Origin of the sequence: Hyphomonas atlantica corrig., assembly GCF_017795365.1 — a bacterium.
Taxonomy (GTDB): domain Bacteria; phylum Pseudomonadota; class Alphaproteobacteria; order Caulobacterales; family Hyphomonadaceae; genus Hyphomonas; species Hyphomonas atlantica.
Window position 1 is genome coordinate 3,326,909 of record NZ_CP051254.1, and the last position, 22,423, is coordinate 3,349,331.

25 protein-coding genes and 1 riboswitch are annotated in these 22,423 nt (G+C 59.5%); of the genes, 14 read left to right on the top strand and 11 right to left on the bottom strand.

Features of this window, described 5'->3' with window-relative positions; translation table 11 throughout:
- Positions 1-31 precede the first annotated feature (31 nt).
- A complete protein-coding gene (gene ttcA, locus HF931_RS15885) occupies positions 32-925 on the top strand; it encodes a tRNA 2-thiocytidine(32) synthetase TtcA (protein WP_051602755.1) in 894 nt (297 codons plus the stop codon).
- A gap of 6 nt (positions 926-931) precedes the next feature.
- Here ttcA and HF931_RS15890 read toward each other — a convergent pair whose 3' ends face one another.
- Both HF931_RS15890 and HF931_RS15895 read right to left on the bottom strand, forming a co-directional pair.
- Entirely contained in the window at positions 932-1,414 is a 483-nt protein-coding gene (locus HF931_RS15890) for a DUF2165 family protein (protein ID WP_273241042.1), read from the bottom strand.
- 127 nt (positions 1,415-1,541) lie between these two features.
- Positions 1,542-2,843 carry an acyl-CoA dehydrogenase family protein gene (locus tag HF931_RS15895; protein ID WP_273241044.1) on the bottom strand — a complete coding sequence of 434 codons (1,302 nt, stop codon included), beginning with the start codon at positions 2,841-2,843 and terminating at the stop codon, positions 1,542-1,544.
- Between the two features lie 151 nt (positions 2,844-2,994).
- On the opposite strand from HF931_RS15895, the gene HF931_RS15900 reads away from it, so the two are divergent.
- The 3 genes from HF931_RS15900 to HF931_RS15910 all read left to right on the top strand — a co-directional run bounded on the left by HF931_RS15900 (position 2,995) and on the right by HF931_RS15910 (position 5,590).
- Complete coding sequence (locus HF931_RS15900) at positions 2,995-3,741, top strand: sulfite exporter TauE/SafE family protein (protein WP_273241045.1); 747 nt, start codon at positions 2,995-2,997, stop codon at positions 3,739-3,741.
- Between the two features lie 155 nt (positions 3,742-3,896).
- Positions 3,897-4,811 carry a LysR family transcriptional regulator gene (locus HF931_RS15905; RefSeq protein WP_273241047.1) on the top strand — a complete coding sequence of 305 codons (915 nt, stop codon included), beginning with the start codon at positions 3,897-3,899 and terminating at the stop codon, positions 4,809-4,811.
- 14 nt (positions 4,812-4,825) lie between these two features.
- Positions 4,826-4,952, top strand: a riboswitch (yybP-ykoY riboswitch).
- Between the two features lie 68 nt (positions 4,953-5,020).
- A complete protein-coding gene (locus HF931_RS15910; RefSeq protein WP_273241049.1) occupies positions 5,021-5,590 on the top strand; it encodes a TMEM165/GDT1 family protein in 570 nt (189 codons plus the stop codon).
- 7 nt (positions 5,591-5,597) lie between these two features.
- Here HF931_RS15910 and HF931_RS15915 read toward each other — a convergent pair whose 3' ends face one another.
- Together HF931_RS15915 and HF931_RS15920 are read right to left on the bottom strand one after the other, a co-directional pair.
- Entirely contained in the window at positions 5,598-7,328 is a 1,731-nt protein-coding gene (locus HF931_RS15915) for a cation:proton antiporter domain-containing protein (RefSeq protein WP_273241051.1), read from the bottom strand.
- A gap of 31 nt (positions 7,329-7,359) precedes the next feature.
- Positions 7,360-7,821, bottom strand: a complete 462-nt coding sequence (locus HF931_RS15920) for a nucleoside deaminase (protein WP_273241053.1) — start codon at positions 7,819-7,821, stop codon at positions 7,360-7,362.
- Between the two features lie 50 nt (positions 7,822-7,871).
- Between HF931_RS15920 and rsmD the strand changes: the two genes are divergently transcribed.
- Positions 7,872-8,432 carry a 16S rRNA (guanine(966)-N(2))-methyltransferase RsmD gene (rsmD, locus tag HF931_RS15925; RefSeq protein WP_273241055.1) on the top strand — a complete coding sequence of 187 codons (561 nt, stop codon included), beginning with the start codon at positions 7,872-7,874 and terminating at the stop codon, positions 8,430-8,432.
- Here rsmD and HF931_RS15930 read toward each other — a convergent pair.
- A complete protein-coding gene (locus HF931_RS15930; RefSeq protein ID WP_273241057.1) occupies positions 8,429-9,433 on the bottom strand; it encodes a patatin-like phospholipase family protein in 1,005 nt (334 codons plus the stop codon). The genes rsmD and HF931_RS15930 overlap by 4 nt on opposite strands.
- A 201-nt stretch (positions 9,434-9,634) precedes the next feature.
- On the opposite strand from HF931_RS15930, the gene HF931_RS15935 reads away from it, so the two are divergent.
- From HF931_RS15935 to HF931_RS15945, 3 genes are all read left to right on the top strand, one after another.
- Complete coding sequence (locus HF931_RS15935; RefSeq protein WP_273241058.1) at positions 9,635-10,663, top strand: glycosyltransferase family 2 protein; 1,029 nt, start codon at positions 9,635-9,637, stop codon at positions 10,661-10,663.
- Positions 10,660-11,100 carry an NUDIX hydrolase gene (locus tag HF931_RS15940; RefSeq protein WP_206741194.1) on the top strand — a complete coding sequence of 147 codons (441 nt, stop codon included), beginning with the start codon at positions 10,660-10,662 and terminating at the stop codon, positions 11,098-11,100. Before HF931_RS15935 ends, HF931_RS15940 begins: the two co-directional genes overlap by 4 nt.
- Before the next feature lie 66 nt (positions 11,101-11,166).
- Positions 11,167-11,952, top strand: coding sequence for an SDR family NAD(P)-dependent oxidoreductase (locus tag HF931_RS15945; RefSeq protein WP_035552998.1), 786 nt, complete (start codon positions 11,167-11,169; stop codon positions 11,950-11,952).
- A gap of 75 nt (positions 11,953-12,027) precedes the next feature.
- Here the strand turns inward: HF931_RS15945 and HF931_RS15950 are convergent, their stop codons facing one another.
- On the bottom strand, positions 12,028-12,357 hold the full coding sequence (locus HF931_RS15950) for a hypothetical protein (RefSeq protein ID WP_273241059.1): 330 nt from the start codon (positions 12,355-12,357) through the stop codon (positions 12,028-12,030).
- Between the two features lie 407 nt (positions 12,358-12,764).
- Between HF931_RS15950 and HF931_RS15955 the strand changes: the two genes are divergently transcribed.
- A complete protein-coding gene (locus HF931_RS15955; RefSeq protein ID WP_273241061.1) occupies positions 12,765-13,748 on the top strand; it encodes an NAD(P)H-dependent flavin oxidoreductase in 984 nt (327 codons plus the stop codon).
- A gap of 62 nt (positions 13,749-13,810) precedes the next feature.
- Here the strand turns inward: HF931_RS15955 and HF931_RS15960 are convergent, their stop codons facing one another.
- A complete protein-coding gene (locus HF931_RS15960) occupies positions 13,811-15,022 on the bottom strand; it encodes a PQQ-dependent sugar dehydrogenase (RefSeq protein ID WP_273241063.1) in 1,212 nt (403 codons plus the stop codon).
- Positions 15,023-15,085: 63 nt separating this feature from the next.
- A complete protein-coding gene (locus tag HF931_RS15965; RefSeq protein ID WP_273241065.1) occupies positions 15,086-16,078 on the bottom strand; it encodes a D-2-hydroxyacid dehydrogenase in 993 nt (330 codons plus the stop codon).
- Between HF931_RS15965 and HF931_RS15970 the strand changes: the two genes are divergently transcribed.
- Positions 16,058-16,471 carry a TIGR02301 family protein gene (locus HF931_RS15970; RefSeq protein ID WP_273241067.1) on the top strand — a complete coding sequence of 138 codons (414 nt, stop codon included), beginning with the start codon at positions 16,058-16,060 and terminating at the stop codon, positions 16,469-16,471. The two genes, HF931_RS15965 and HF931_RS15970, sit on opposite strands and share 21 nt — an antisense overlap.
- Here HF931_RS15970 and soxR read toward each other — a convergent pair.
- Entirely contained in the window at positions 16,468-16,935 is a 468-nt protein-coding gene (gene soxR / locus HF931_RS15975) for a redox-sensitive transcriptional activator SoxR (protein WP_035553356.1), read from the bottom strand. The genes HF931_RS15970 and soxR overlap by 4 nt on opposite strands.
- Before the next feature lie 97 nt (positions 16,936-17,032).
- Here soxR and HF931_RS15980 point away from each other — a divergent pair, with 97 nt between their 5' ends.
- From HF931_RS15980 to HF931_RS15995, 4 genes are all read left to right on the top strand, one after another.
- A complete protein-coding gene (locus HF931_RS15980) occupies positions 17,033-17,416 on the top strand; it encodes a VOC family protein (RefSeq protein WP_035552986.1) in 384 nt (127 codons plus the stop codon).
- A 134-nt stretch (positions 17,417-17,550) separates the two neighbouring features.
- On the top strand, positions 17,551-19,479 hold the full coding sequence (locus HF931_RS15985) for a gamma-glutamyltransferase family protein (protein WP_273241069.1): 1,929 nt from the start codon (positions 17,551-17,553) through the stop codon (positions 19,477-19,479).
- A 33-nt stretch (positions 19,480-19,512) separates the two neighbouring features.
- On the top strand, positions 19,513-20,172 hold the full coding sequence (locus HF931_RS15990) for a uracil-DNA glycosylase (RefSeq protein WP_273011442.1): 660 nt from the start codon (positions 19,513-19,515) through the stop codon (positions 20,170-20,172).
- A 64-nt stretch (positions 20,173-20,236) separates the two neighbouring features.
- Entirely contained in the window at positions 20,237-21,034 is a 798-nt protein-coding gene (locus HF931_RS15995; protein WP_035552981.1) for a DUF2306 domain-containing protein, read from the top strand.
- A 10-nt stretch (positions 21,035-21,044) separates the two neighbouring features.
- On the opposite strand, the gene smpB is transcribed toward HF931_RS15995, so the two are convergent.
- Positions 21,045-21,524 (bottom strand): SsrA-binding protein SmpB, encoded by a 480-nt coding sequence (gene smpB, locus HF931_RS16000; RefSeq protein ID WP_035552979.1) that lies wholly within the window; start codon positions 21,522-21,524, stop codon positions 21,045-21,047.
- A 9-nt stretch (positions 21,525-21,533) separates the two neighbouring features.
- Positions 21,534-22,415, bottom strand: a complete 882-nt coding sequence (gene dapA, locus HF931_RS16005; protein ID WP_035552976.1) for a 4-hydroxy-tetrahydrodipicolinate synthase — start codon at positions 22,413-22,415, stop codon at positions 21,534-21,536.
- Positions 22,416-22,423 lie beyond the last annotated feature (8 nt).

Consider the following 22,423-nt stretch of genomic DNA (forward strand, 5'->3'; position numbering starts at 1 on the left):
CGGGAAACCCGGCCCGTGAGATAGGGCGCGCATGGCAGATGATACGTCCACCTTCACCGCGGCACCGCCGCTGTTTGCAGATGCGCCGTCCGGTGTCAGCTTCAAGAAGCTGCGCAAGCGGCTAGTGCGCGGCGCGCTGAAAGCGATTGACGATTACAAGATGGTCGACCGGCGGGCGGTGGATGCCGGTGAGGCGAAACGGCCGAAATGGCTGGTCTGCCTGTCCGGCGGCAAGGATTCCTATGGCCTTCTGGCCGTGCTGCTGGATCTTCAATGGCAGGGCGCGCTACCGGTGGACCTCGTCGCGTGCAATCTGGACCAGGGCCAGCCGGGCTTTCCGAAACATGTCCTGCCTGACTGGCTGGACACGGTTGGCGTGCGCTACCGGATCGAGACGCAGGACACCTATTCCATCGTGACCGAGAAGGTGCCGGAAGGACGGACCTTCTGCGCCATGTGTTCCCGCCTGCGCCGGGGCATTCTCTATCGTATCGCGCGGGAAGAAGGCTGTGACGCCATCGTGCTCGGCCATCACCGGGACGATGCGCTGGAAACCTTCATGATGAATTTCGTGCATGGCGGCCGGCTCGCCGCGATGCCGCCGAAGCTGTTGAACGATGAAGGCGACGTGTTTGTGCTCCGCCCGCTGATTACGGCGGCGGAAGACGATCTGGCGAAGTTTGCCGAGGCGATGGCGTTCCCGATTATCCCCTGCAATCTCTGCGGCAGCCAAGACGGGCTGCAGCGCGTGGCGATGAAGCAGATGCTGGACGAGTGGGAGAAGAAGAAGCCGGGCGTGCGGCAGGTGATGGCACATGCGCTCGCCACCGTGCGACCAAGCCATCTACACGATCCACGCGTGTTCGACTTCGCCGGACTGGAGATTGGCGATCCGGGCGAGGATGATCCGAACGTGCCGTTTTAGGCGGTGTCAGTCTGGCGCGTTCACAAACAAGAGAACGATGCCGCTGGAGATTGCATATTGGAATGCGCCCCCCTGCGCGGCGGCGCCCAGCGGGGTCTGCCACATTTGGAAGTATGCCCCGCCAATCACCATGAACAGGCCAAACCAGACCAGCAGCGCCATGACACAGCCTATGATCGCCCATGTTTTTGCATCGTTGAATCGCTCAGCCGATCCACTACGCACCCGGACCATATCGAATGCGCCTTTTAGAGAGAAGGCGGCCACGAGCAATTCTCCGACAATTATGAAACACAGGATGATTGTGATGAGAGCGGGTGATGAAATTCCTGGCCCGAACGCGTTGGGATAGGCCTCATTCCCTTCCATCGGAAGGACGCCCTGAACGAATCCCTTCGCGGCCCCAAAATTCACGATATTGTTGAGCGCGTAAAACAGGCCCTGTAGCCCGACAAACACGATGAGCATTATTTTCGACAGTCTTATCATGGCGTCCTCCCTACCAAGAGGACAATGCTAACCGAATTTGGCCTGAATAGCGACGGTCATCCACCCGCTTGCAAAAAAGGCGCGGCCCCGCAAGGAACCGCGCCCATCAATTTAAATTGCGTCTGGCTTACTTCCGCCAGACAGCGGCCATCGCCGGGTCTTCTTCTTCGCCCGTGTATTTGCGTGTTTCGGCGCGGCCGACGACCATGTGGTGCACTTCGTCCGGGCCGTCCGCGAGACGCAGCGTACGCTGATTGGCGTACATGCGGGCCAGCGGCGTCCACTGGGATACACCGGCGGCGCCATGCATCTGGATGGCGTCATCGATGATGGCACAGACGCGTTCCGGCACCATGGCCTTGACCATGGAAATCCAGACGCGGGCTTCCTTGTTGCCCAGCACGTCCATCGCCTTGGCGGCCTTGAGGACCATCATGCGCATGGATTCGATCTCGATGCGGGCGCGAGAAACTTTCTCGATGTTTCCGCCCAGCTTGATCAGGTCACGGCCAAAGGCCTGACGTGTCATGCCGCGCACAACCATCAGATCCAGCGCCTTTTCGGCTGCGCCGAGTGAACGCATGCAGTGGTGAATGCGGCCTGGCCCCAGGCGCAGCTGGGAAATCTCGAAACCGCGCCCTTCACCGAGCAACATGTTTTCCTTCGGCACACGCACATTCTCGAAGCGGATATGCATGTGTCCGTGCGGCGCGTCGGGGTCGCCGAAGACGTGCATCGGGCCGAGGATCGTGACACCCGGATGCGGCAAGGGCACGAGGATCTGGCTTTGCTGCTTGTTCGGCTCTGCGTCCGGGCTGGTCTTCACCATACAGATCATGATCTTGCAGCGCGGATCACCAGCACCGGAAATGTAGAATTTCTCGCCGTTGAGAACCCATTCATCGCCATCAAGCTCGGCGCGCATGGAGACGTTCTTGGCATCAGATGATGGCAAGGCTGGCTCTGTCATCGCGAAGGCAGAGCGGATTTCGCCGTTCAGCAACGGCTTCAGCCAGCGCTCTTTCTGTTCCGGCGTGCCAACACGCTCCAGAACTTCCATATTGCCGGTGTCCGGCGCAGAGCAGTTCATCGTCTCTGACGCCAGTGGGTTCTTGCCGAGCTCGGCCGCGATATAGGCATAGTCGAGATTCTTCAGGCCTTCGCCGGTTTCGGCATCCGGCAGGAAGAAATTCCAGAGGCCCTGCTTCTTGGCTTCATCCTTGGCCTTTTCCAGCGCTTCCAACTGGCCGGGCGCGTAGGACCAGATGTCCGTCTTGCCCTCGCCAAGGCGTTCGAATTCCTCGCTCATCGGGTTCACGACGTCACGAATGAAGGTCTTCACATGCTCGTAAAGTGGCACGGCCGCATCCGACATGCGCAGGTCATTCAGGTCATTCTGGACGTCCATGGACGTTTCAGTATCCGCCATTTCGGTGTCTCCTCTCAGACTATGTAATTAGGGGAATGGTACGCCTTGCGGCTGCAGCACCGCAAATTGTTTCTATGAAATGTTTTGTGTCGGTGGTTGCGCCGCTGCGACCGGGCTCGCGTTTTCCGACAAACGGGTCTAGGCCGGCGCCATGAGCCCGGTCTCCGCCGCCATCATTCTCGTCACCGTGCTGGCCACGAGTTTCCTGTCCGGCATATTTGGCATGGCTGGCGGCATCATTTTCATGGGCGTATTGGCCGCGCTGGTTCCCGTCGCCACTGCAATGATCATACACGGCGCCGTCCAGATGGTATCGAATGGCTACCGGGCCTATCTTTGGCGAGAGCATATCGACTGGACCATTTTCCGGCGCTACGCGCTCGGCTCGGTCGCGGCGATTGGATTGCTCTTCGCGCTGAGCTGGCGACCAGACACGCAGATGGTCTACCTGATGCTGGGTCTCGTAACCCTGCTCGTGTGGCTGCCAAAGTCGGTCGCCGATCTCGATATCCAGAAACGGTTCCAGGCCGAGGGTGCCGGATTTGTCGTGCAGGCGCTGAACACCGTCGCCGGGGTTGCCGGGCCACTGATGGACCAGTTCTTTGTGAACACGGCGATGACGCGCCATCAGATCGTTGCGACAAAGGCCGTGACGCAGGTCCTGGCGCATTTTGTAAAGATCATCTTCTGGAGTGTACCCGTCATCATGGCGTCCGGCATCAAGGTGCTGCCGCCAGCCTGGCTGATCCTTGCGGCGGTGCCGCTCTCCATGCTGGGCACGACTTTGGGCGGCAAGGTGCTGGACCGGATGAGCGATTTGAACTTCAAACGCGGCATGAAATATCTTGTGACGGCTGTGGGCGTGGTGCTGCTGATGCGCGCCGCCGGCTGGCTCTAGAGCCGCCGCGCACAGGCTTTCCAATTGTGTGGGCGTGCTCGCCGCGTTCATTCACCACCTCTATTCTGGCGGTGACGATAACGCGTGCTCGATCATTCGGGAAATTTATTATATGAAGACTTTACATCACCACCGGTGATGAATTGGAGTGCGCCATGAACCTCAGATCGCTGGACCTGAACCTGCTGCCCGTACTGGAGGCTGTCTACACTGAACGCAGCCTGACACGGGCGAGCGAATTCCTGCACATCACCCAACCGGCCGTCAGCAATGCCCTGGCGCGGCTGCGCACACATTTCGAGGATCCACTGTTTGTGCGCGAAGGGCGCGGCGTGAAGCCAACCGCAATGGCCGAAGCGCTGATGCCCGCTGTACGCGACGCACTGGACAGATTGCGCGCCGGGCTAGAGCCCCGATCGGCGTTCGAGCCTTCCCGGTCAACGCGTGTGTTCAACATCTCGGCGCGCGATGCAGGCGCGTTCATGATCGCGCCTCGCCTTGCCCAACGCCTGCAAGTCGACGCGCCTGGGGTTCGGATCGCCTGGACACAACTCAATCGCGGGGCAATCTCTTCCGAACTCGCCTCAGGTCGCCTGGACCTGGCGATTGATGTGCCTGGCATTCGCGGCACTGACCTCGAACGCGAGCAATTGATGACGACGCCCTATGTGTGCGTTGTCTCGGAAGACCATCCGCAGGCTGGCACAGAGATGAGTTTTGAAGCCTATCTGGAGCTTCGCCATGTTGTCGTGTCCAGTCGCCGGGAGGGCCGCTCCTACGTCGAGGAGGTCGCGCGGACGCATGGCGCACGCATCACACCCGTCATGCGACTGCCCCATTACATGCCCGCGATGGAGATTGTGCGTCAGACCGACCTGGCGCTCACCCTGCCGGCACTGATGGCCCCGGCACCGGGATTGGTGACTCATGAATTGCCCGGCGTTTTCCCGCCGCTGGACAGCGAGCTCTACTGGCGGCGAGAGAATTCTGAGGATGCTGCCTTGTCCTGGTTGCGGTCGCTTATTCTGGAAACGGTGGAGGATATTCTGCCGCGCTTGCCTTCCACCTGAGCAGGCGATACGAGAGCCCCGTCACTTGGGGAGTAGCCAGCCGGTCTGATGATCGGGCCTCCGCGTCAACATACTCGGCCAACAGGTCGTGGCGCGAAGGGAGCGGGCAACCGTTCGGGCGAGACCAATGACGCCGCTTTCCTGCTCGGGCCGGGCACGGGACGCTGGTGTCATTGCGTTAGTATTGCCCGGCCTGGAGACCGCCATTCATGGAAGCCCTTCTCACCTCCACACTTGTGGTCGCGCTCGCGGAAATCGGCGACAAGACACAATTGCTCGCCATCCTGCTGGCTGTGCAATTTCGAAAGCCGCTCGTTATTATTGCCGGGATATTCGCTGCCACAATCGCAAATCACTTTCTCGCAGCACTGATCGGATCGCAAGCCGCCGCATTTCTTGAAGGAGACTGGTTTCGGTATCTGATTGCCGCATCTTTCCTGTTGATGGCGGCCTGGACGCTGATCCCCGACAAGCTGGACGAAGATGAGCGCCCGCGCATGCGAAACGGCGCCTTCCTCACGACACTGATCACCTTTTTCCTGGTGGAGATGGGTGACAAGACGCAGGTGGCGACAATCGCGCTAGGCGCCCAATTTGAGCAAGTTGCGCTGGTCACGCTCGGCACGACAATCGGAATGATGCTGGCCAATGTGCCAGCGGTTTACTTTGGCGAAGTGGTAATCCGGCGCGTGCCCCTCAGCGTGGTCAGGCGGCTCGCGGCACTGTTATTCCTCGCGCTTGGAATTTGGCTGATCGCTGAAACGGCGGGATGGCTGTAGCGGACCATCAGGTTCCGATGCGGTGATATTCCTCATCACGTTCCGCAGCCAACCGGTCGCGGATCGTCTCATCATTATAGCCGAACTCATGAAGTGTCCGCCCGGCCATTTGCAGGCCGGATTCGACCGCATCCGGAATAACTTCCTTGGCCCCGGCATCGATCAGGCGCTGGGCATGCTCGTGGTCCCGCGCGCGGGCAATGATCGGTACTTCCGGCCGCAACTTGTGGAATGCGCGGACCATGCCCTCTGCCGCCGAAACATCGTCAACCGTCACCACGAACAGGCGCGCGCCATCTGCGCCTGCGCTGTGAAGGATTTCCTGGCGAGCCGCATCGCCCAGATAGGCACGCCAGCCAGCGTTTCGGGCGCGGGAGACGTTGACCGCGCTGCGTTCCAGCGCCACCACATCAGCCTCTTCCGCCGCCAGAATGCGGGCAACCGCATGCCCTACCCGGCCAAAGCCCGCAATGATGACGTGGCCCTCAAGGTCAGAGAAGTCTTCCTCCAGCGTGTGGGCAGGTTCCTGCGCCCTCAGGCGATCCGCAATGAACGTACCGACCTTGCCTAGGGTCGGGATCAACAGCATGGAAAGGCCCGCAATCGCGGCCATCATCCCTCCGGGCTCGGGCGCCAACGCGCCAACAGCCGTTGCTGCCGCAATCACGACAAAGGCAAATTCCCCCGCAGGCGCGAGAAGAAATGCCGCCTCGATCGACATCGGCGTCTTGCCAGCAAAAAGGCGCAGGGCACCAAATCCGATAAACAGTTTCAGCAACAGCAATGCGCCCAGTCCAGCCAGGATCACCCCAGGCTGGGACAGGATCGACGGCAAGTCGAGACCCATGCCGACCGTCATGAAGAACAGGCCAAGCAGGATGCCCTTGAATGGCTCAAGGTCCACTTCGGTCTGGTGCTTGAACTCTGTCTCGCCCAGCAACAGCCCCGCAAGGAACGCCCCAAGCGCAAGCGACAGACCGGCCGTCGCGGTAATGGCCGCTGCCCCGACCACAGTCAGCAAGGTCAACGCCATCAGGAAGTCTCGTCCCCCGGCAGCAGCGGCGAGACTGAACATGCGGCGCAATCCGAAACGACCGATGATCATGATCGCCACAATTGCGATGACGCCATTGACCAATGCTTCCAGAAGGACGGCAGTAAGGTTCGTACCCGCTTCGATGTTCACGAAGCCCACGAAGATCAGGATTGGCGCGACGAGAATGTCCTGAAACAGCAGAACCGCCAGCGCGGCGCGTCCGACCGGCTGGGCCGCCTGTTTCTGCTCGATCAGCAACTGCATGACGATGGCAGTGGACGAAAGTGCGAGCGCAAGACCGCAGATGATGGCCGCTTCTGCTGGCAGCCCCACCTGCCAGGCGATCAGGCCTATGGCGAGCGCACTGACCCCGGCTTGCAAACCGCCTGCGCCAAACACAGCGCGCCTTAGTCCCCAGAGTTTCTCGAACGAAAATTCCAAGCCCAGCAGGAACAAGAGGAACAGCACGCCAAGCTCAGCAAACGGCGCAGCGGCTTCAGGTTCTGAAATCGAAAAGTATTCGAGGAAATGGTACTGATGCGCCAACTGGCCCAACGCATACGGGCCGAGCGCAATGCCAGACAGCATGAAGCCGACCACGGCGGGCAGCTTGAGATACCGGAACACGGGTACGACGACACCCGCGGCAAACAGGAAGACGACCGCATCCTTGATGAGTATCTCGTGACCCGGTTCTGTCATGCCTCGCTCACACTCTCTAAATTATCCAGCCTCAGCCCCGCCGAGCGCGGAAGAAGTCTTTCAGCAGGGCGCTGGCCAACTCACCCATCGTCTCGTCCTGCTCCACGTCCGGCCGCCAATGACAGGTCGGCTGTTCGAAGAAGCGCGCGCCATGAATCACCGCGCCGCCCTTTGGATCACACGCCGCGAATACCAGCCTGCCGATACGGGCAAAGCTGATCGCCCCGGCGCACATCGCGCACGGTTCCAGTGTCACATAGAGGTGCAGACCGGTCAGCCGGTAATTTCCCCTGGCCGCCGCCGCTGCGCGCAAGGCAATGATTTCAGCATGCGCCGTCGGATCATGCCCGGCAATCGGGCAATTGGCCCCCTCGCCCACAATAGCGCCCGTCTCCGGATCCACGACCACAGCGCCGACCGGCACCTCACCGGCCTCAGCAGCCTGCCGCGCCAGCCCCAGCGCGCGGGTCATCGGATCAGAAGGAATTGTCATGAGAATGGGATCGCCTTACACGGGCCCAAAGTAAAGGGATGGCTTGTCGAATGCGCATCATTGCCGGACAGCACAAGGGGCGCGCCATTGCTGCGCCAAAGGGACAGGGTACGCGGCCGACCGGGGATCGCGCGCGCGAGTCCATCTTCAACATGCTGGCCCATGCCGACTGGGCGCCCGAGATGGAAGGTGCGCGCGTGATTGACCTGTTCGCGGGCTCTGGCGCGCTGGGGCTGGAGGCGATGAGCCGGGGCGCGGCCTTCTGCCTGTTCGTCGAGACCGATCACGGTGCGCGCGGCGCGATCCGCGACAATATCGAGACGCTCGGACTATACGGGAACACGCGCCTGCATCGCCGGTCCGCGACCGATCTGGGCGAGAAGCCCGCCGGAGTGGGCAGCCCGTTTACGCTGGCCTTTCTGGATCCGCCCTATCACAAGGACCTCGTCGAACCGGCTCTGGCGTGTCTCGTTTCTGGCAACTGGCTGACCGAGAAGGCTGTTGCGGTCGTCGAGACCGGATCGGACGAGATGATCGCGCCGCAAGGGTGGGATGTTATTGGAACACGCGACTATGGCGCAGCGCGAATCTGGTTCCTGACGCAAAGCTAGCCTTCAAAGAATTCCTTGCGCAAATCCAGATGTGTCTGGTTCGTGCCGATCATTTGCCCACACTCTGCCAACCAGCTTTCAGCCGCAGTGCGGCCCATTTCCTTGAGTTTTGTAAGGAAGCTCCAACTCGTATCATATTTTGTACGTAGACTGAATTCCAGAAGATCCTGCCCACCCTTGATCGCGTGAATATTGAGACGACGGTACTTCTTGAGCATTGGCTCCTTAAGCATGCCGTCATCCAGCAGGCGCTGGACAAAGGCGATGGCACGCAACTCTCCGATCAGGGCCGCATTGAAGCTGATCTCATTCATACGGTCCTGAATTTCGCCAGCCCGTTTCGGGACGCCATCCCGACGAATGGGGTTCAGCATCACCAGCAGCACGTCGCGCGGCGCTCCGGAATAGATAAGCGGAAACAGGCTCGGGTTGCCCATGAATCCGCCATCCCAATAGGCCTCGCCATCAATTTCCACAGCCTGGAAGGTCTGAGGCAAGCAGGCCGAAGCGAGCACTGTATCAAGCGAGATATCGCCATCCTCGAAAACAGTGACGTGACCGGACTCAACATTGGTCGCCGACAGAAACAGTTGGATGCCGGAATCATCCACTTTCGAAAAGTCGATCACGTCCTTCACGACATCCCGCAATGGATTGATGTTGAACGGATTGAGATCGTACGGGCTGGCGAGGCTCTGTACCGCACTGGCGTAAGCGAAGGCGATGGGGCTGAGCGCACCATAGGGCGTCAAGCTGCGGCCCGAGCGGGAAATCCCGCGCCACAACGCTTCCAGCGTATCCTTCGCGCCTTGAGCCCCGTTTTCCGCCATACCAGCCGCCAGCGCCACCGCATTCATGGCCCCAGCCGAAGTTGCCGTAATCGCAGAAATCTCCAGTGACTCCTCCTCAACCAGCCTGTCCAGAACACCCCAGGTGTAGGCACCATGTGCGCCGCCACCTTGCAGGGCGAGGCTGAGGGATCGCGAGGTCTGCTTTGCCATTCTGGAAATCCCGTCTTCAGTCTTGATGAAACTCACATTGCGGTTTCTGGCTTAGTGCGTTGTTCGCTCAGACATATGACATAAATGCCCTGGGTCTCCCCATCGTGACGCGAAAACGCTGGCTTTGTCGAATCTGGTCGATTTTGGCACAGAGTTTGCGTTAAAATGCCCCGTAGCCAATTGGAAAAGCAGGTATCCGCGATGCCGTACGAGATTCCGCCAAAGCCCGTGATCTCAGTCATCATGGCGAATTACAACAGTGAGGCCTTCCTCGCTGGCGCAATCCATTCGGTGCTGAACCAAACCAAGGTCGCACTCGAATTGATACTTGTGGATGACGGCTCCAGCGACAACAGCGTGAAGATCGCTGAACAGATTGCTGTCACTGACCCTCGCCTGCGCATCGTCAGCGGAACACGTTATGGCGGCCCCGCGCCTGTGCGCAATCGTGGACTGGAAGACGCCAAGGGCGACTGGATCGCCATTGTCGACAGTGACGACTTGATCGTTCCCAATCGTCTGGAGCGCATGCTGTTTGCCGCCGAAGAGGCCAACGCTGACATCCTGATCGACAATCTTGCCATTTTCCAATCTGATGGCCCGCCAAATATCACGACCATGTTCGAAGGCGATTTGCGTGAGCGCCCGGCTCGCATCATGGAGAGTGAGTACATCAAGGCAAACATGATGTATGGGCGTGGCAGCAAGCTCGGCTATGCAAAACCGCTGATCCGGCGGGCATCGCTGGAAACAAACAACATCCGCTACAATGAATCCATGCGCATCGGGGAAGACTACGACCTTATCGTCCGCCTACTGTCAGCAGGCGCGCGCATGATGAGCATCCCGGATGTCATGTATTTCTATCGCAAGCATGGCCAATCCATTTCGCACAGGCTTGACGCCATATCGCTTGATGCGCTGGCCCATACGGCCAATGAAGCCCTGCGCCAACCTAATCCGCATGCAGAAGTTACAGCAGCGCATGTTGCCCGGCTAAAGTCTATTCAACGCGCGGTCGTGTTCGATAAGGTCATGACAGCGCTGAAACAGAAAGACGTGTTGGGCGCCGCAAAACTGGTCGGCACGGAACCCTCCGTAATTCCCCTCCTGCGAATGCCGGTGATCAGCCGCATCCAGCGTCGGACCGGAAACCCTCTCGCACGATACGAGACCGACCTTGAAGTTCAGTTGGGCGAGCTTCGCGCACTCTGTCACATCAGCGCATGACCGACACTCCTATGAACAGGGTTGCACCCGCAGTGGGTACGGTATGTTTCAAAGGCGACGATGTTCTGCTGATCCAGCGTGGAACCAAACCACTTCAGGGCCAGTGGTCCCTGCCGGGTGGCCGCATCGAGCGCGGAGAACATGCTGACGTTGCCGCCTTGCGCGAACTGAAAGAAGAAACTGGTATCACGGCGCGGATCGTTACTCTGGTCGATGTGGTCGATGCGATCTTCAGATCACGCCAAAGTGGTGACGTCACCCGACACTACCTTCTGTTCGACTACGCTGCCGTCTGGATCTCGGGCGAACCAAATGCCGGAGACGATGCCGCACATGCCGAATGGATGAGCCCAAGTCGTCTGAACCAGCTGGACCTTTGGGAAGAGACCCGCCGCATCATCCATGCGGCCCGGCTCGCGATCACTCAACCAAACTGAGACTTGACCGCCCCTACGTCACCCGCTTGATCTGCTGATCAGACAAATCATAGCGGAGGACACCAGATGACTTATGCACCTTTCAATCTCGCAGGTAAGGTCTGCGTCATAACCGGCGGGAACAAGGGCATTGGCCTAGGCATGGCTGAAGCGCTGGCCGCATCGAATGCAGATATTGTGATCTGGGGCCGCAAGGCAGACGATAACGCCGAAGCCGTGAAGAAGCTGGAAGCTCTCGGCACCGGCAAGGCAAAAGCCTGGCAAGTCGATGTCGGTGAGGAAGACCAGGTCGTAAAGGCCATGGCCGAAGCGGAAGAAGAGTTTGGCCGCATCGACACCTGTATCGCCAATGCCGGTGTCGGACGCGGCGCGGCAAATTTTGGCGACATGACGCTCGACACATGGCGCTACAATCAACGCATCAATTCTGAAGGCGCCTTTCTTACATTGCGGGAGGCGGCCAAGTCGATGGTCAAGCGTGCCAAAGCCGGCGACCCGGGCGGCAGTCTGGTGGGGACAGCTTCGCTTGCTGGTATTGAAGGCGCAGGCCGCAATCAGGCTTACGGCCATACCAAGGGCGGGCTGATTGCCATGATGAACGCGATTGCGGTTGAGTATGGTCGCTATCTGATCCGGGCAAACTCCATTCTGCCAGGCTGGATTGCTACAGATATGACAGAAGGTGGCCAAGCGAACGAAGTGTTCAACACAAAAGTCATCTCCCGCGTGCCGATCCGACGTTGGGGAGAACCGGAGGATTTTGGGGGTATCGCCGTCTATCTGGCGTCAGACGCCTCGAAGTATCATTCCGGCGACACGCTGATCGTCGATGGGGGGTATGCTAAATTCTGATCCGCACCTGAACGCGACAAACAAAAAAGGGCTGCCCGCAGGCAGCCCTTTTCTTATGTGTTCAAGACAAACCGATTATTCGGTTGGCTCTTCCGTAGTAGCTTCTTCTGCTTCGTCGGCAGCTGCTTCCGCGTCGTCAGCGGCGTCTTCAACAGCTTCTTCCGCGTCGGACATAGCGTCGTCCAGAGCTTCGCTGGCATCATCCATCGCGGCGTCGACGTTGTCGCCTGCTTCTTCAAGCGCTTCGCCAGCATCATCGACAGCTTCGTCAACCGCTTCAGCAGCGTCATCCGCAGCTTCTTCGATGGACTCAACCGTCGTGGTTTCTTCAGGAGCCGTCGTTTCTTCCGCTGCACAGGCAGCCAGAACAAGCGCAGACGCACCAATAATCAGGAGTTGTTTCATACCTTTTCCCCTACTTCAGGCCAAAGATGACCGGGCAGAGGTTTACCATCTGCCGACCATGACGCAAAGATGGTTTCAGCTGAGGCGCGAATGCAGCCCGTTCGGACGATTATTCTAGAATTAGTGCGACTTCGCGCCCTGCTGAGGCAATTTCGGGCGGTTTCGGGCACTTCTTCATCATTGTTTAGGCCTGATCTGCGCGTTCGCTTCTCCTATCATCAGGCGCGCGAAACTCAGGATTTCTTCGAATCTTGTGCAGAATCGAAGAAGCTGACCGAATCAGCCATGAGGCTCAGCGATTGATTTCCCCCTGCCCGGTCAATCTCGCGCAATCCGCCTTGCGTTGACGCAAGGACGGCAATTTACGGTCCCTCAAAACCGAAAAGACTGATCCGGGAGACATAAACATGGCCTTGCAGACTGCACTCACGAAAATGCTCAATATCGAACATCCGATCATGCTCGCAGGCATGGGCGGCGTGTCCTATGCGGAGGTTTGCGCTGCCATGTGCAATGCGGGCGGCTATGGCGTGCTGGGCATGGCGGGCACCACACCAGACTTTATCGAAGGCCAGATGAAGCGCGTTCGCGAACTGACCGACAGGCCGTTCGGCGTCGACCTGCTGGCCGCGAGCCCCGAAAGCCTGGAAGAAAGCGTCGATGTCATCATCAATAATGGTGCGGACAGCTTCATCGCAGGACTTGGCGTGCCCATGCCAATCATGGAGCGGCTCAAGAAAGCCAATGTAAAAGTCATGGTTGTCGGCGGCGCCGTGAAGCATGCCATCAAGGCCGAACAGGCTGGATGTGACGCAGTGATCCTGCAGGGCGGCGAAGGCGGTGGCCATACGGGCCTTGTCGGTACGATGCCTCTCGTCGCGCAAGCTGTGGAAGCCGTGAACATTCCGGTGATCGCGGCAGGCGGCATCTATGACGGGCGCGGCCTCGCAGCGGCCTTGTCGCTTGGCGCTTGTGGCGTCTGGATGGGCACTCGCTTTATCGCCTCAACCGAGGCGCATGCCGCTCAGATGTACAAGGACAGCGTGGTCGGAGCTGGCGACACGGACACAACTCGCACGCGTTGTTATTCGGGCAAGCCAATGCGTTGCCGTACGAACGATTACATCAAGGATTGGGAAGGCCGCCCGGAGGACATCCAGCCCTTCCCGCATCAGGCAATCCATTCCCACCAGACGGGTGTGATCGGCGGCATCGGCGGCATCACGGATGAAGAGAAACTCAATCCGGACACGTCCTGTTTCGCGATGGGTCAATCAGCAGGCGGTGTGAAAGAGGTGAAGCCAGTGGCAGAAATCGTGGGCGACATCATGCGCGACGCCGAGGCGGCCATTGATCGCGTATCGTCCCTGAAGGCCAAGGCTACAGCCTGATCAACACGTAGTTCCCAAGTAAAAAGCCGGACCTGTATGGTCCGGCCTTTTCTGTTCGATCGCTACTCTGCTGGGGTCAAGCGAATGAGACGCCCGCCCTCCTTGTCTTCCAGCACATAGAGCGCGCCATCCGGCCCTTGCTCCACTTCCCGGATCCGTTTGCCCCATTCAAACCGTTCCGCTTCCTTCGCCACCGGTTCCGTCTGACCGTCTTTTGGTGGTTGGCCGAGATTGTCCGTCGGCTGGGTTTCGAATGACACACGGATCAAGGCTTGTGAAGACAGGCCACCTATGAAGGCATTCCCCTTCCAGTCTGCGAACATATCTCCGTCATAAAAGACCAACCCGGCCGGGCTGATGGCCGGAATCCAGGCGATGGCCGGGTCTTCGAAGATGGGATTGCTCTCATGCGTCGGAATCGGCTTGCCGCTATAGTGATCACCCTCTGACACTTCCGGGTAGCCATAGTTTTCGGATCGCACGATCAGGTTCAACTCGTCTCCGCCCTTTGGGCCCATCTCCACGACCCAGAGACGTTGCTCTCCATCAAACGCAATTCCGAGCGGATTTCGGTGGCCGAGCGTCCATATCTGATCCGCCATTGCCCCGTTTCCATAGAATGGGTTGTCTTCCGGAATTGCACCATCTTGATTGATACGCACCACCTTGCCCAGATTCATCGCCATGTTCTGCGCGGGCGTAAATTTCTGGCGTTCGCCTGACGCGATGAACAAATGCCCATCCTGTGCGATCGCCAATCGATGACCATAGTGCCCGTTTCCAGTCACTTTGGGGGACTGCCGCCAGATGACTTCACGGTTTTCCAGAGTGCCGCCTTCAGCCTTGAGACTGAGCGTTGCCCGTTCAACCGCTGCGCCGCTTAAATTGTCATCCTCTGCATCGCGCTCGACATAGGACAGAAAAACGGTGTTGTTGTCGGTGAAGTCCGGATGAACGATTATATCTCCCAGGCCACCCTGGCCTCGCGCCGTAACGGATGGCACATTTGCGATTTCGCCGAGCTTTTTGCCGTCTGCTCCCAACAGCCACAGATTGCCATCCTTTTCGGAGACAAGCGAACGCCCGTCCGGCAGAAAAGTCATCGCCCACGCACTTTCAAACGTCTCGAGCGGAGTCGCTGTCAGAGCCGTCCCCGCCGTTCCAGTGACGCTCATGGGCTCTGGTGCTTGCTCGTGATGTTCAGCACTGGCACACCCTATAAGCAATGCGGCGGCGCTGGCGCTGACGATTGAGCGCAGAGTGTATGATGACATGAAAATTCCTCCGGAGGCAGATATCTGCTCCGGAAAACGCGGTACGGCGCCAAGGGTTCCCCGCTACGAGTCCGCGAATGTCTCAGAGGGCACAAGATGCCTGAGTGGTTCACCCGCCAGATACCGCTTGAGATTATCCAGGAAGGTCTCATCGGCCCGAACGTAAGTCGCCTGCGTCATGGCACTGTTGTGTGGTGTGATCGCGATCTTCGGATGCTTCCAGAGCGGGCTGTCTTTCGGCAGCGGCTCCTCAGCTGTGACATCAACCGCCGCGAATGCGGGTCGGCCTGCATTGAGCGCAGCGACAAGCGCGGCTTCGTCAACTAATTGTCCGCGGCCCAAATTCATCAGAAGAGCGTCGAGTCTCATCATAGATAGAAATTCTTCGTCCACAAGCCCCTCGGTCTCGTCCGTAAGCGGAAGGCTCAGCAACACCACATCCGCCTGCGCCAGCTCACTTTTAACCAACGCCATCGGAACAATGTGATCGGCGCCCTCGGCCGGGCCGGGAGAGCGACGCGCGCCCGTAACATGTCCGCCAAGCAACTGCACGCGTTTGCCAACCGCCGAGCCGATAGAGCCATACCCGACGATCAGCCAGCGCGACCCCATCATCTCGCGCATCTCCAGTCGGCTCCAGTTTCCGTCGGCCTGTTGGGCGCGATGTTGGGGGCCACATTTCAGAAAGTCGAATGCCTGCCACAGCGCCCACTCCGCCATCGCTTCAGACTGGGTGTGGTTCGTGGTATAGAGCCGCGAAATTTTCCCAACGGAGATCAATGCAGCATTGTCGAGCCCTGCCGCAGACGACTGGAACCAGTCAATCCCACCAGTCTTGAGAACAGCGATCATGAAATCGCGGACATGATCCCCGAACCAGACATCTGTATTGCCGAACACGATGTCCGGGCGGATGTCATGCACCACGGTGCCGTCCCCGGCATGGGAAAACAGGCCATCTTCGTCCATCACAATGAACTCGACCTTGTGTTCAAGGCCCTTGAGCCTTTCGCGAATGCGCGCAAAAGTCTTCGCATGAAGCAAACAGGTTTTCATGTCCTCCTGCTTAGCGCGCTCGCCTTCTGCGGCGCAAGCGTGGCGCAGTCCGATCTGCCAATGCGCGGGCCGGATTACTTCCGTGATGCCAAGGATTTGGCCGCCACATTGGGCGCCGCGCACGCCATTCGGGTGGAGTGCAATGGCCGGGGCGACCAGTACTGGCGGCGCTACATGTCCGACATGTTGAAATATGAAGCGCCCAATCGCGGCGCGGTACGCAGCTCACTTGTCGAGGCTTTCAACGAAGCCTTCACCAGCGCTGGCCGCATCTACCAGTCCTGTGACAATCGCGCGGTTGAAGCGGAAGCGGATTTCGCCGTGAAAGGCCAGGAAATTGCGACCCGCATGGCGAGCCACTATTTCCCTCAGCCCCCAGCGCGCAACGACTAGGATTCGGTCGATACCACGCTGACATCGTCCAGCAGGAAACGCGGCCCGGTGCCAAGCCCGCGCGCCCGGTCCTCCGGATTGTATAGCTGGCACTTTTTCAGCGACAGGCACCCACACCCGATACACCCATCCAGCTTCCGCCGTGTGCGCTCCATCAGCGCTATGCGCTCGTCCAGCAAATGCCGGAAGGCGGTACTGATCCGCGTCCAATCCCGCTTCGTTGGCGTCCGTCGGTCAGGCAGTGACGACAGAAGCTGGCCGATCTCCTCAATTGTCAGCCCGATCTGCTGGGCAATCAGAATGAACGACAAGCGGCGGATATCCGACCGCAGGAAAACCCTCTGACCACCCGGTGAACGCTCGGGATGCACGAGCCCGCGTCCCTCATAAAACCGGATCGCCGAGACCGACAGGCCGGTCCGCGCAGCCACTTCGCCGATTGTCAGCCCCGTCTGAACCGCCATGAAAAAACCTTCCATTTCGCGCTTGACCTCAACTTAAGTTGAGGAATTACGACAGCCATATCAGAGATTTGATCAAGACGAAACGGAGTCGAAAACAATGAGCATTGCCAAGTTTGAACACGTGAACGTAACGGTTCGCGACCCGAAGAAAACCGCGTCCATGCTGACGAAACTGTTCGGCTGGAAAGTGCGCTGGGAGGGGCCAGCGAAGTATGATGGCTACACGGTGCATGTCGGCACGGACGAGGATTACATCGCGCTCTATGCCCTGCCCCAACAGGACCAGCCGGAACAGGAAAGCTATTACCGGACAGGCGCCGTCAATCATTTCGGCATTCTGGTGGATGATCTGGACGCGACCGAGCGGAAGATCCTCGACGCCGGTTATCGCACCCACAGCCACCAGACCTATGACCCCGGCAGTCGCTTCTATTTCCACGACCATGACGACATCGAGTGGGAGGTTGTGAGCTATGCTTGACGGATTGATCCATTCCTACCTGGACGCGTTCGGCCAGGGCTGGCGACCGCGCGACGACTTCCCCGACACCGACTGGGACTCGCTTCTGCCCCGAAGCGCGCTAAGCTCTCCTCAAGACAAAACAGGAGAGACGGATGCCCATCAAACGCGTCGTCGCGGCGACAGTTCTGGCTATCGGATTATGCGCGTGCGCTACAGAGCCAGCACAGGATGAGACACGCATCGACGCGGATGCGACAGTCAAACACAAGAAAGTGGTGCGGATAGAGGTCCACAAGCCGGATGAGGTGAGCCAGCCAGGGCCGGGTGACCGGATGCCGGCGGGCCGCCCACTTGGCACACGCTCTTCCGTGGTGGCCCCCAATGGCGCGGCCGCAACAGCTCATCCCCTCGCCACGCAGACGGCGCTTGATGTGCTAAAGGCAGGCGGTTCAGCGGTGGACGCTGCCATTGCCGCAAATGCCATGCTCGGCCTGGTCGAGCCGACCGGCAACGGCATCGGCGGCGATCTGTTTGCCATCGTCTGGGACCCGGAAACGCAGCAGCTCTACGGCTACAATGGCTCCGGTCGCTCGCCCTTGGGCGCGACATTGGACGACATGCAGGCGAAAGCCGACGAATTCATGCAAGGCGAGGAGATTCCGCCCTTCGGCGCCGCGCCCGTGACGGTGCCTGGCACGGTCGATGGCTGGTACGCGCTGCATGACAAGTTCGGCAAGCAGCCGATGAACATGAACCTCGAACCGGCCATTCAGTACGCCCGTAACGGCGCGCCGATTCCTGAGGTCATCGCCTATTATTGGGGCCGCAACGCAACGCGCCTGCAAGAAGCGGCTGACAGCGGCATGCTGGAAGAGTTCGACAATGCGAAGGCGACCTATTTCTCGCCCGCGCCGAAGGAAGGTAGCCTGTTCCGAAATCCTGACCTGGCCGACACGCTGGAGCGGATCGCTTACAAGGGCCGGAACGAATTCTATTCCGGCGAAACCGCCCACATCATGGGCGACTATTTCGAGCGGATCGGCGGCTTCCTGACCTATGAGGATTTTGCCGCCCATTCCGGCGAATGGGTCGAGCCGATCTGTGTGACCTATCGCGGCGACTACAAGGTCTGCGAATTGCCGCCGAACACGCAGGGCATCGCGGCGCTTCAGATGTTACAAATGCTGGAACGGTTTGACCTGCGCGGCATGGGCTTCGGCTCGACCGACAGCATCATGGCGCAGGTGGAAGCGAAACGGCTCGCCTTTGCAGACCGGGCGGCTGGCTATGCTGATCCAGAAACGTCCGGAATTGATCCCGCTATCTTTGTTCGCCCCGGCTACAATGCTGAACGGGCAGACAGGATTGACCTCGGTCAGGCGATGGCACCTCCTGCCCCCGGCTTCGCAGACGCAGATGCCAAGCTGAACGACGGCGACACCACCTATCTCACCGTCACCGACAAGGACGGCATGATGGTCTCCCTCATCCAGTCAAACTATCGCGGCATGGGCACAGGGCTCGTTGCGGATGGCCTCGGCTTCATGTTCCAGGACCGGGGCCAGTTGTTCAGCCTCGACCCGGCCCATCCGAACGTGTTCGAGCCGGGCAAGCGCCCCTTCCACACGATCATCCCCGCCTTTGCTTTCAAGAAGGACATGCCGGGCTGTCAGGTGCGCGCCGAACCGATCGAACAGGCCTGCCCGTTCGAGCCTTGGCTTAGCTTTGGCCTGATGGGCGGCGGCATGCAGCCGCAGGGCCATGTGCAGGTCATCCTGAACCTCGTCGATTTCGACATGGGCCTTCAGGAGGCCGGCGACGCCGCGCGCTGGGAACATGTCGGCGGCTGCGAGCCAACGGATGATCTGAACGGCGACAAATGTGAGAGCGACATGGGCGTCGTGCATCTGGAAAGCGGCATCCCGCCGGAAACTCGCGCCGAACTGGAAGCGCGCGGTCACACGGTCGAGTGCTGCAAGGCGAATGCGGGCGGCTATCAGGCAATCATGCGCGACTTCGAAAGCGGCGCCTGGATTGCCGCCACCGAAATGCGCAAGGATGGCAGCGCGGATGGGTACTAGCCGTCTCGCTCCTCTCCCATTAGGGAGAGGGGCATGACGACGAAATTTGCCCCAGAAGCCCCGGCCGATTGTCCTCTTTGCCCTCGCCTTGTGGCGTATCGGGAAGAGGTCGCGGCGAAAGAGCCGGATTGGTTCAACGGCGCCGTGCCGAGCTTCGGGCCGGAGGATGCCGAATTGCTGATCATCGGCCTTGCACCCGGCGTGACCGGGGCAAACCGGACGGGCCGACCATTCACCGGCGACTGGGCCGGGGACCTGCTCTACGCGACCATCGACAAGTTCGGCTACTCGACCGGCACTTATGATGCGCGGCCGGATGACGGGCTGGAACTGAAACGCGCCATGATCACCAATGCTGTGCGCTGTGTGCCTCCGCAGAACAAGCCGGTTGGCGCGGAGATCAACCAGTGTCGGCCTTTCCTGTCAGCGCGCATCGCGGCGCTGCCAAAGCTGAAGGCCATGATCTGCCTCGGCAAGATTTCCCATGATTCCACGGTGCGGACGCTGGGGCTGAAGCTGAAGGATTACCCCTTCGGCCACGGCACGCATTATGATGTGGAGTTCGCAGGTCGGCCACTGGCGCTGATCTCGTCCTATCATTGCAGCCGCTACAACACGAATACCGGCCGCCTGACTCCGGAGATGTTCGAGGGTGTGTTCGCATTGGCAAAGGGCGTGACCGATACGGCCTAAGGGAGTTGCCATCGAAGCGTTTTCCGTTTATCGATAATATTGTTATTCGATAAGGGGATGCCCGATGCCTAGATATGCTGTTCCGCTGCTCACATGCGTTTTCGCATTGGTTTTTCTCGGCACAGGTGTCGCGCATGCTGCAAAGCTCGAAGTTGATCCGGACGCGCCCCTATGGATCAAACTTGCCACGGACGCTCTGCTTTATGCCCATATTGGCGGCGGCGCGGTGGGACTCGCATCCGGCGTCGCAGCGATTGCAGCGCGTAAAGGGCAAGCCTTGCACCGCCTTGCGGGGAAAGTCTTCTTCGTTTCGATGTTCGTCACCTATCTGATTGGTGCGGGCGTTGCGCCGTTCCTTGAGGAGGGCCAACGACCGAACTTCGTGGCAGGTATTCTCGCCTTGTACCTGCTCATCACAGCTTTGATCACAGTTCGCCAGCGTGGGCCTGTCCGAACCAACTGGCGGCATTATGTGGGACTGGCGACGGCGCTCGGCATAACGCTGATGGGCGTGGTGTTCATGTATATGGGCGCGAACAGCGCAACCGGCACCGTGGATGGCTCGCCGCCCCAGGCCTTCATCCTGTTCATTGTGGCTGGCAGTATCGCCGCATTCGGCGAATTGAATGTGATCCTGCGACAGGCGCTGTCCTACACGGCGCGCATTTCCCGCCACCTCTGGCGCATGTGTTTCTCGATGTTCATCGCATCCGGCTCACTTTTCCTGGGGCAACCGCAAGTGTTTCCCGAAAGCTTCAACCAGACCGCCTGGCCGTTCCTGCTGGCGTTTGCGCCCTTGATCGCCCTGATTGTCTGGCAAGGCCTGCTGAGGCTTCGCGGCAGAAAACTTCGCACTGCCTGAGAGGTAGGTCTCAGCCCTCTTTCAGAATCCGCGCCTTTTGTCGTTGCCAGTCGCGTTTGGCCTCAACTTCGCGCTTGTCATGGCTCTTGCGGCCGGTCGCAAGGCCGATGAGGAGCTTGGCCAGGCCGCGCTCGTTGAAATAGAGCTTCAGCGGCACAATCGTGCGCCCCGCCCGATCTACGGATTGGGACAGCTTCGCAAGTTCGCGCTTTGACACGAGCAGCTTCCGCTTGCGCTTCGGCTCATGGTTGAACCGGTTGGCAGCATTGTAGATCGGGATATCCGCATTGATCAGGTAGAGCCCACCATCTTCCGGGCTGACATAGGCTTCGGCGATATTCGCTTTGCCCTGACGCAGGGATTTAACTTCGGAGCCGACCAGCATGATGCCAGCCTCCAGCGTGTCCTCAACCGCATAATCGCGGCGAGAGCGGCGGTTCTCCGCGACCAGCCCATCCGAGCGGCCCTTTGTCTGACTCTTCTTTGCCATCGCCCTGATTTAGGCGTTCAAACCCGCAAGCGCCATGGCCTGATCAATTTCGGCCCGCTTTTCTGCAGATGGCGCCGTGATCGGCAAGCGCACCTCATCGGTGCAAAGCCCCAGTTTCGACAAGGCATATTTGGCCGGACCCGGCGAAGGCGAGCAGAACATCGCCTTGTGCAGCGCGATCAGCTTGCGCTCAATGGCGCGGGCTTCGTCCAGGTTTCCGGCGTGGAAAGCCTTGTGCATCGCGGCGCAGGCCTCCGGCATGACGTTCGCGGTGACGGAGATGCAGCCCATCCCGCCCATGGCGAGATAGCCGAGCGCGCTTGGATCATCGCCTGACAATTGAACGAATTGTGTGCCCTCAGGGATCGCTGCCATGTGCTGGCTGACACGCTCCATGTCGCCAGTCGCATCCTTGATACCGACAATATTCGGCAGCTGGGCGAGGCGCGCGACGGTGTCTGGCGCCAGATCAACGACTGTGCGGCCGGGAACGTTGTATAGCAGCACCGGCATCGCCACGGCATCGTTGATGGCGCGGAAATGGGCCTCAAGGCCATCCTGATTGGGATTGTTGTAGTAAGGGCAGACGACAAGCGCTGCGTCAGCGCCGACCGTCTTGGCATGTTCGACCAGTTCGATCGCCTCATCTGTGGCGTTGGCCCCGGCCCCGGCAATCACGGGCACGCGGCCTTTGGTAATTTCAACACAAAGCGTTACGACATCTTTATGCTCTTGCGTTGAAAGTGTGGATGTCTCGCCCGTGGTGCCGACCGGCACAAGTGCACTGGAACCGCCCTGAATCTGGCGCTCTACCAGTGCAACAAATGCGTCCCGGTCAACGGCCCCATTCTTGAAGGGGGTGACGAGTGCTGGGATTGAGCCATGGAACATCGTAAATT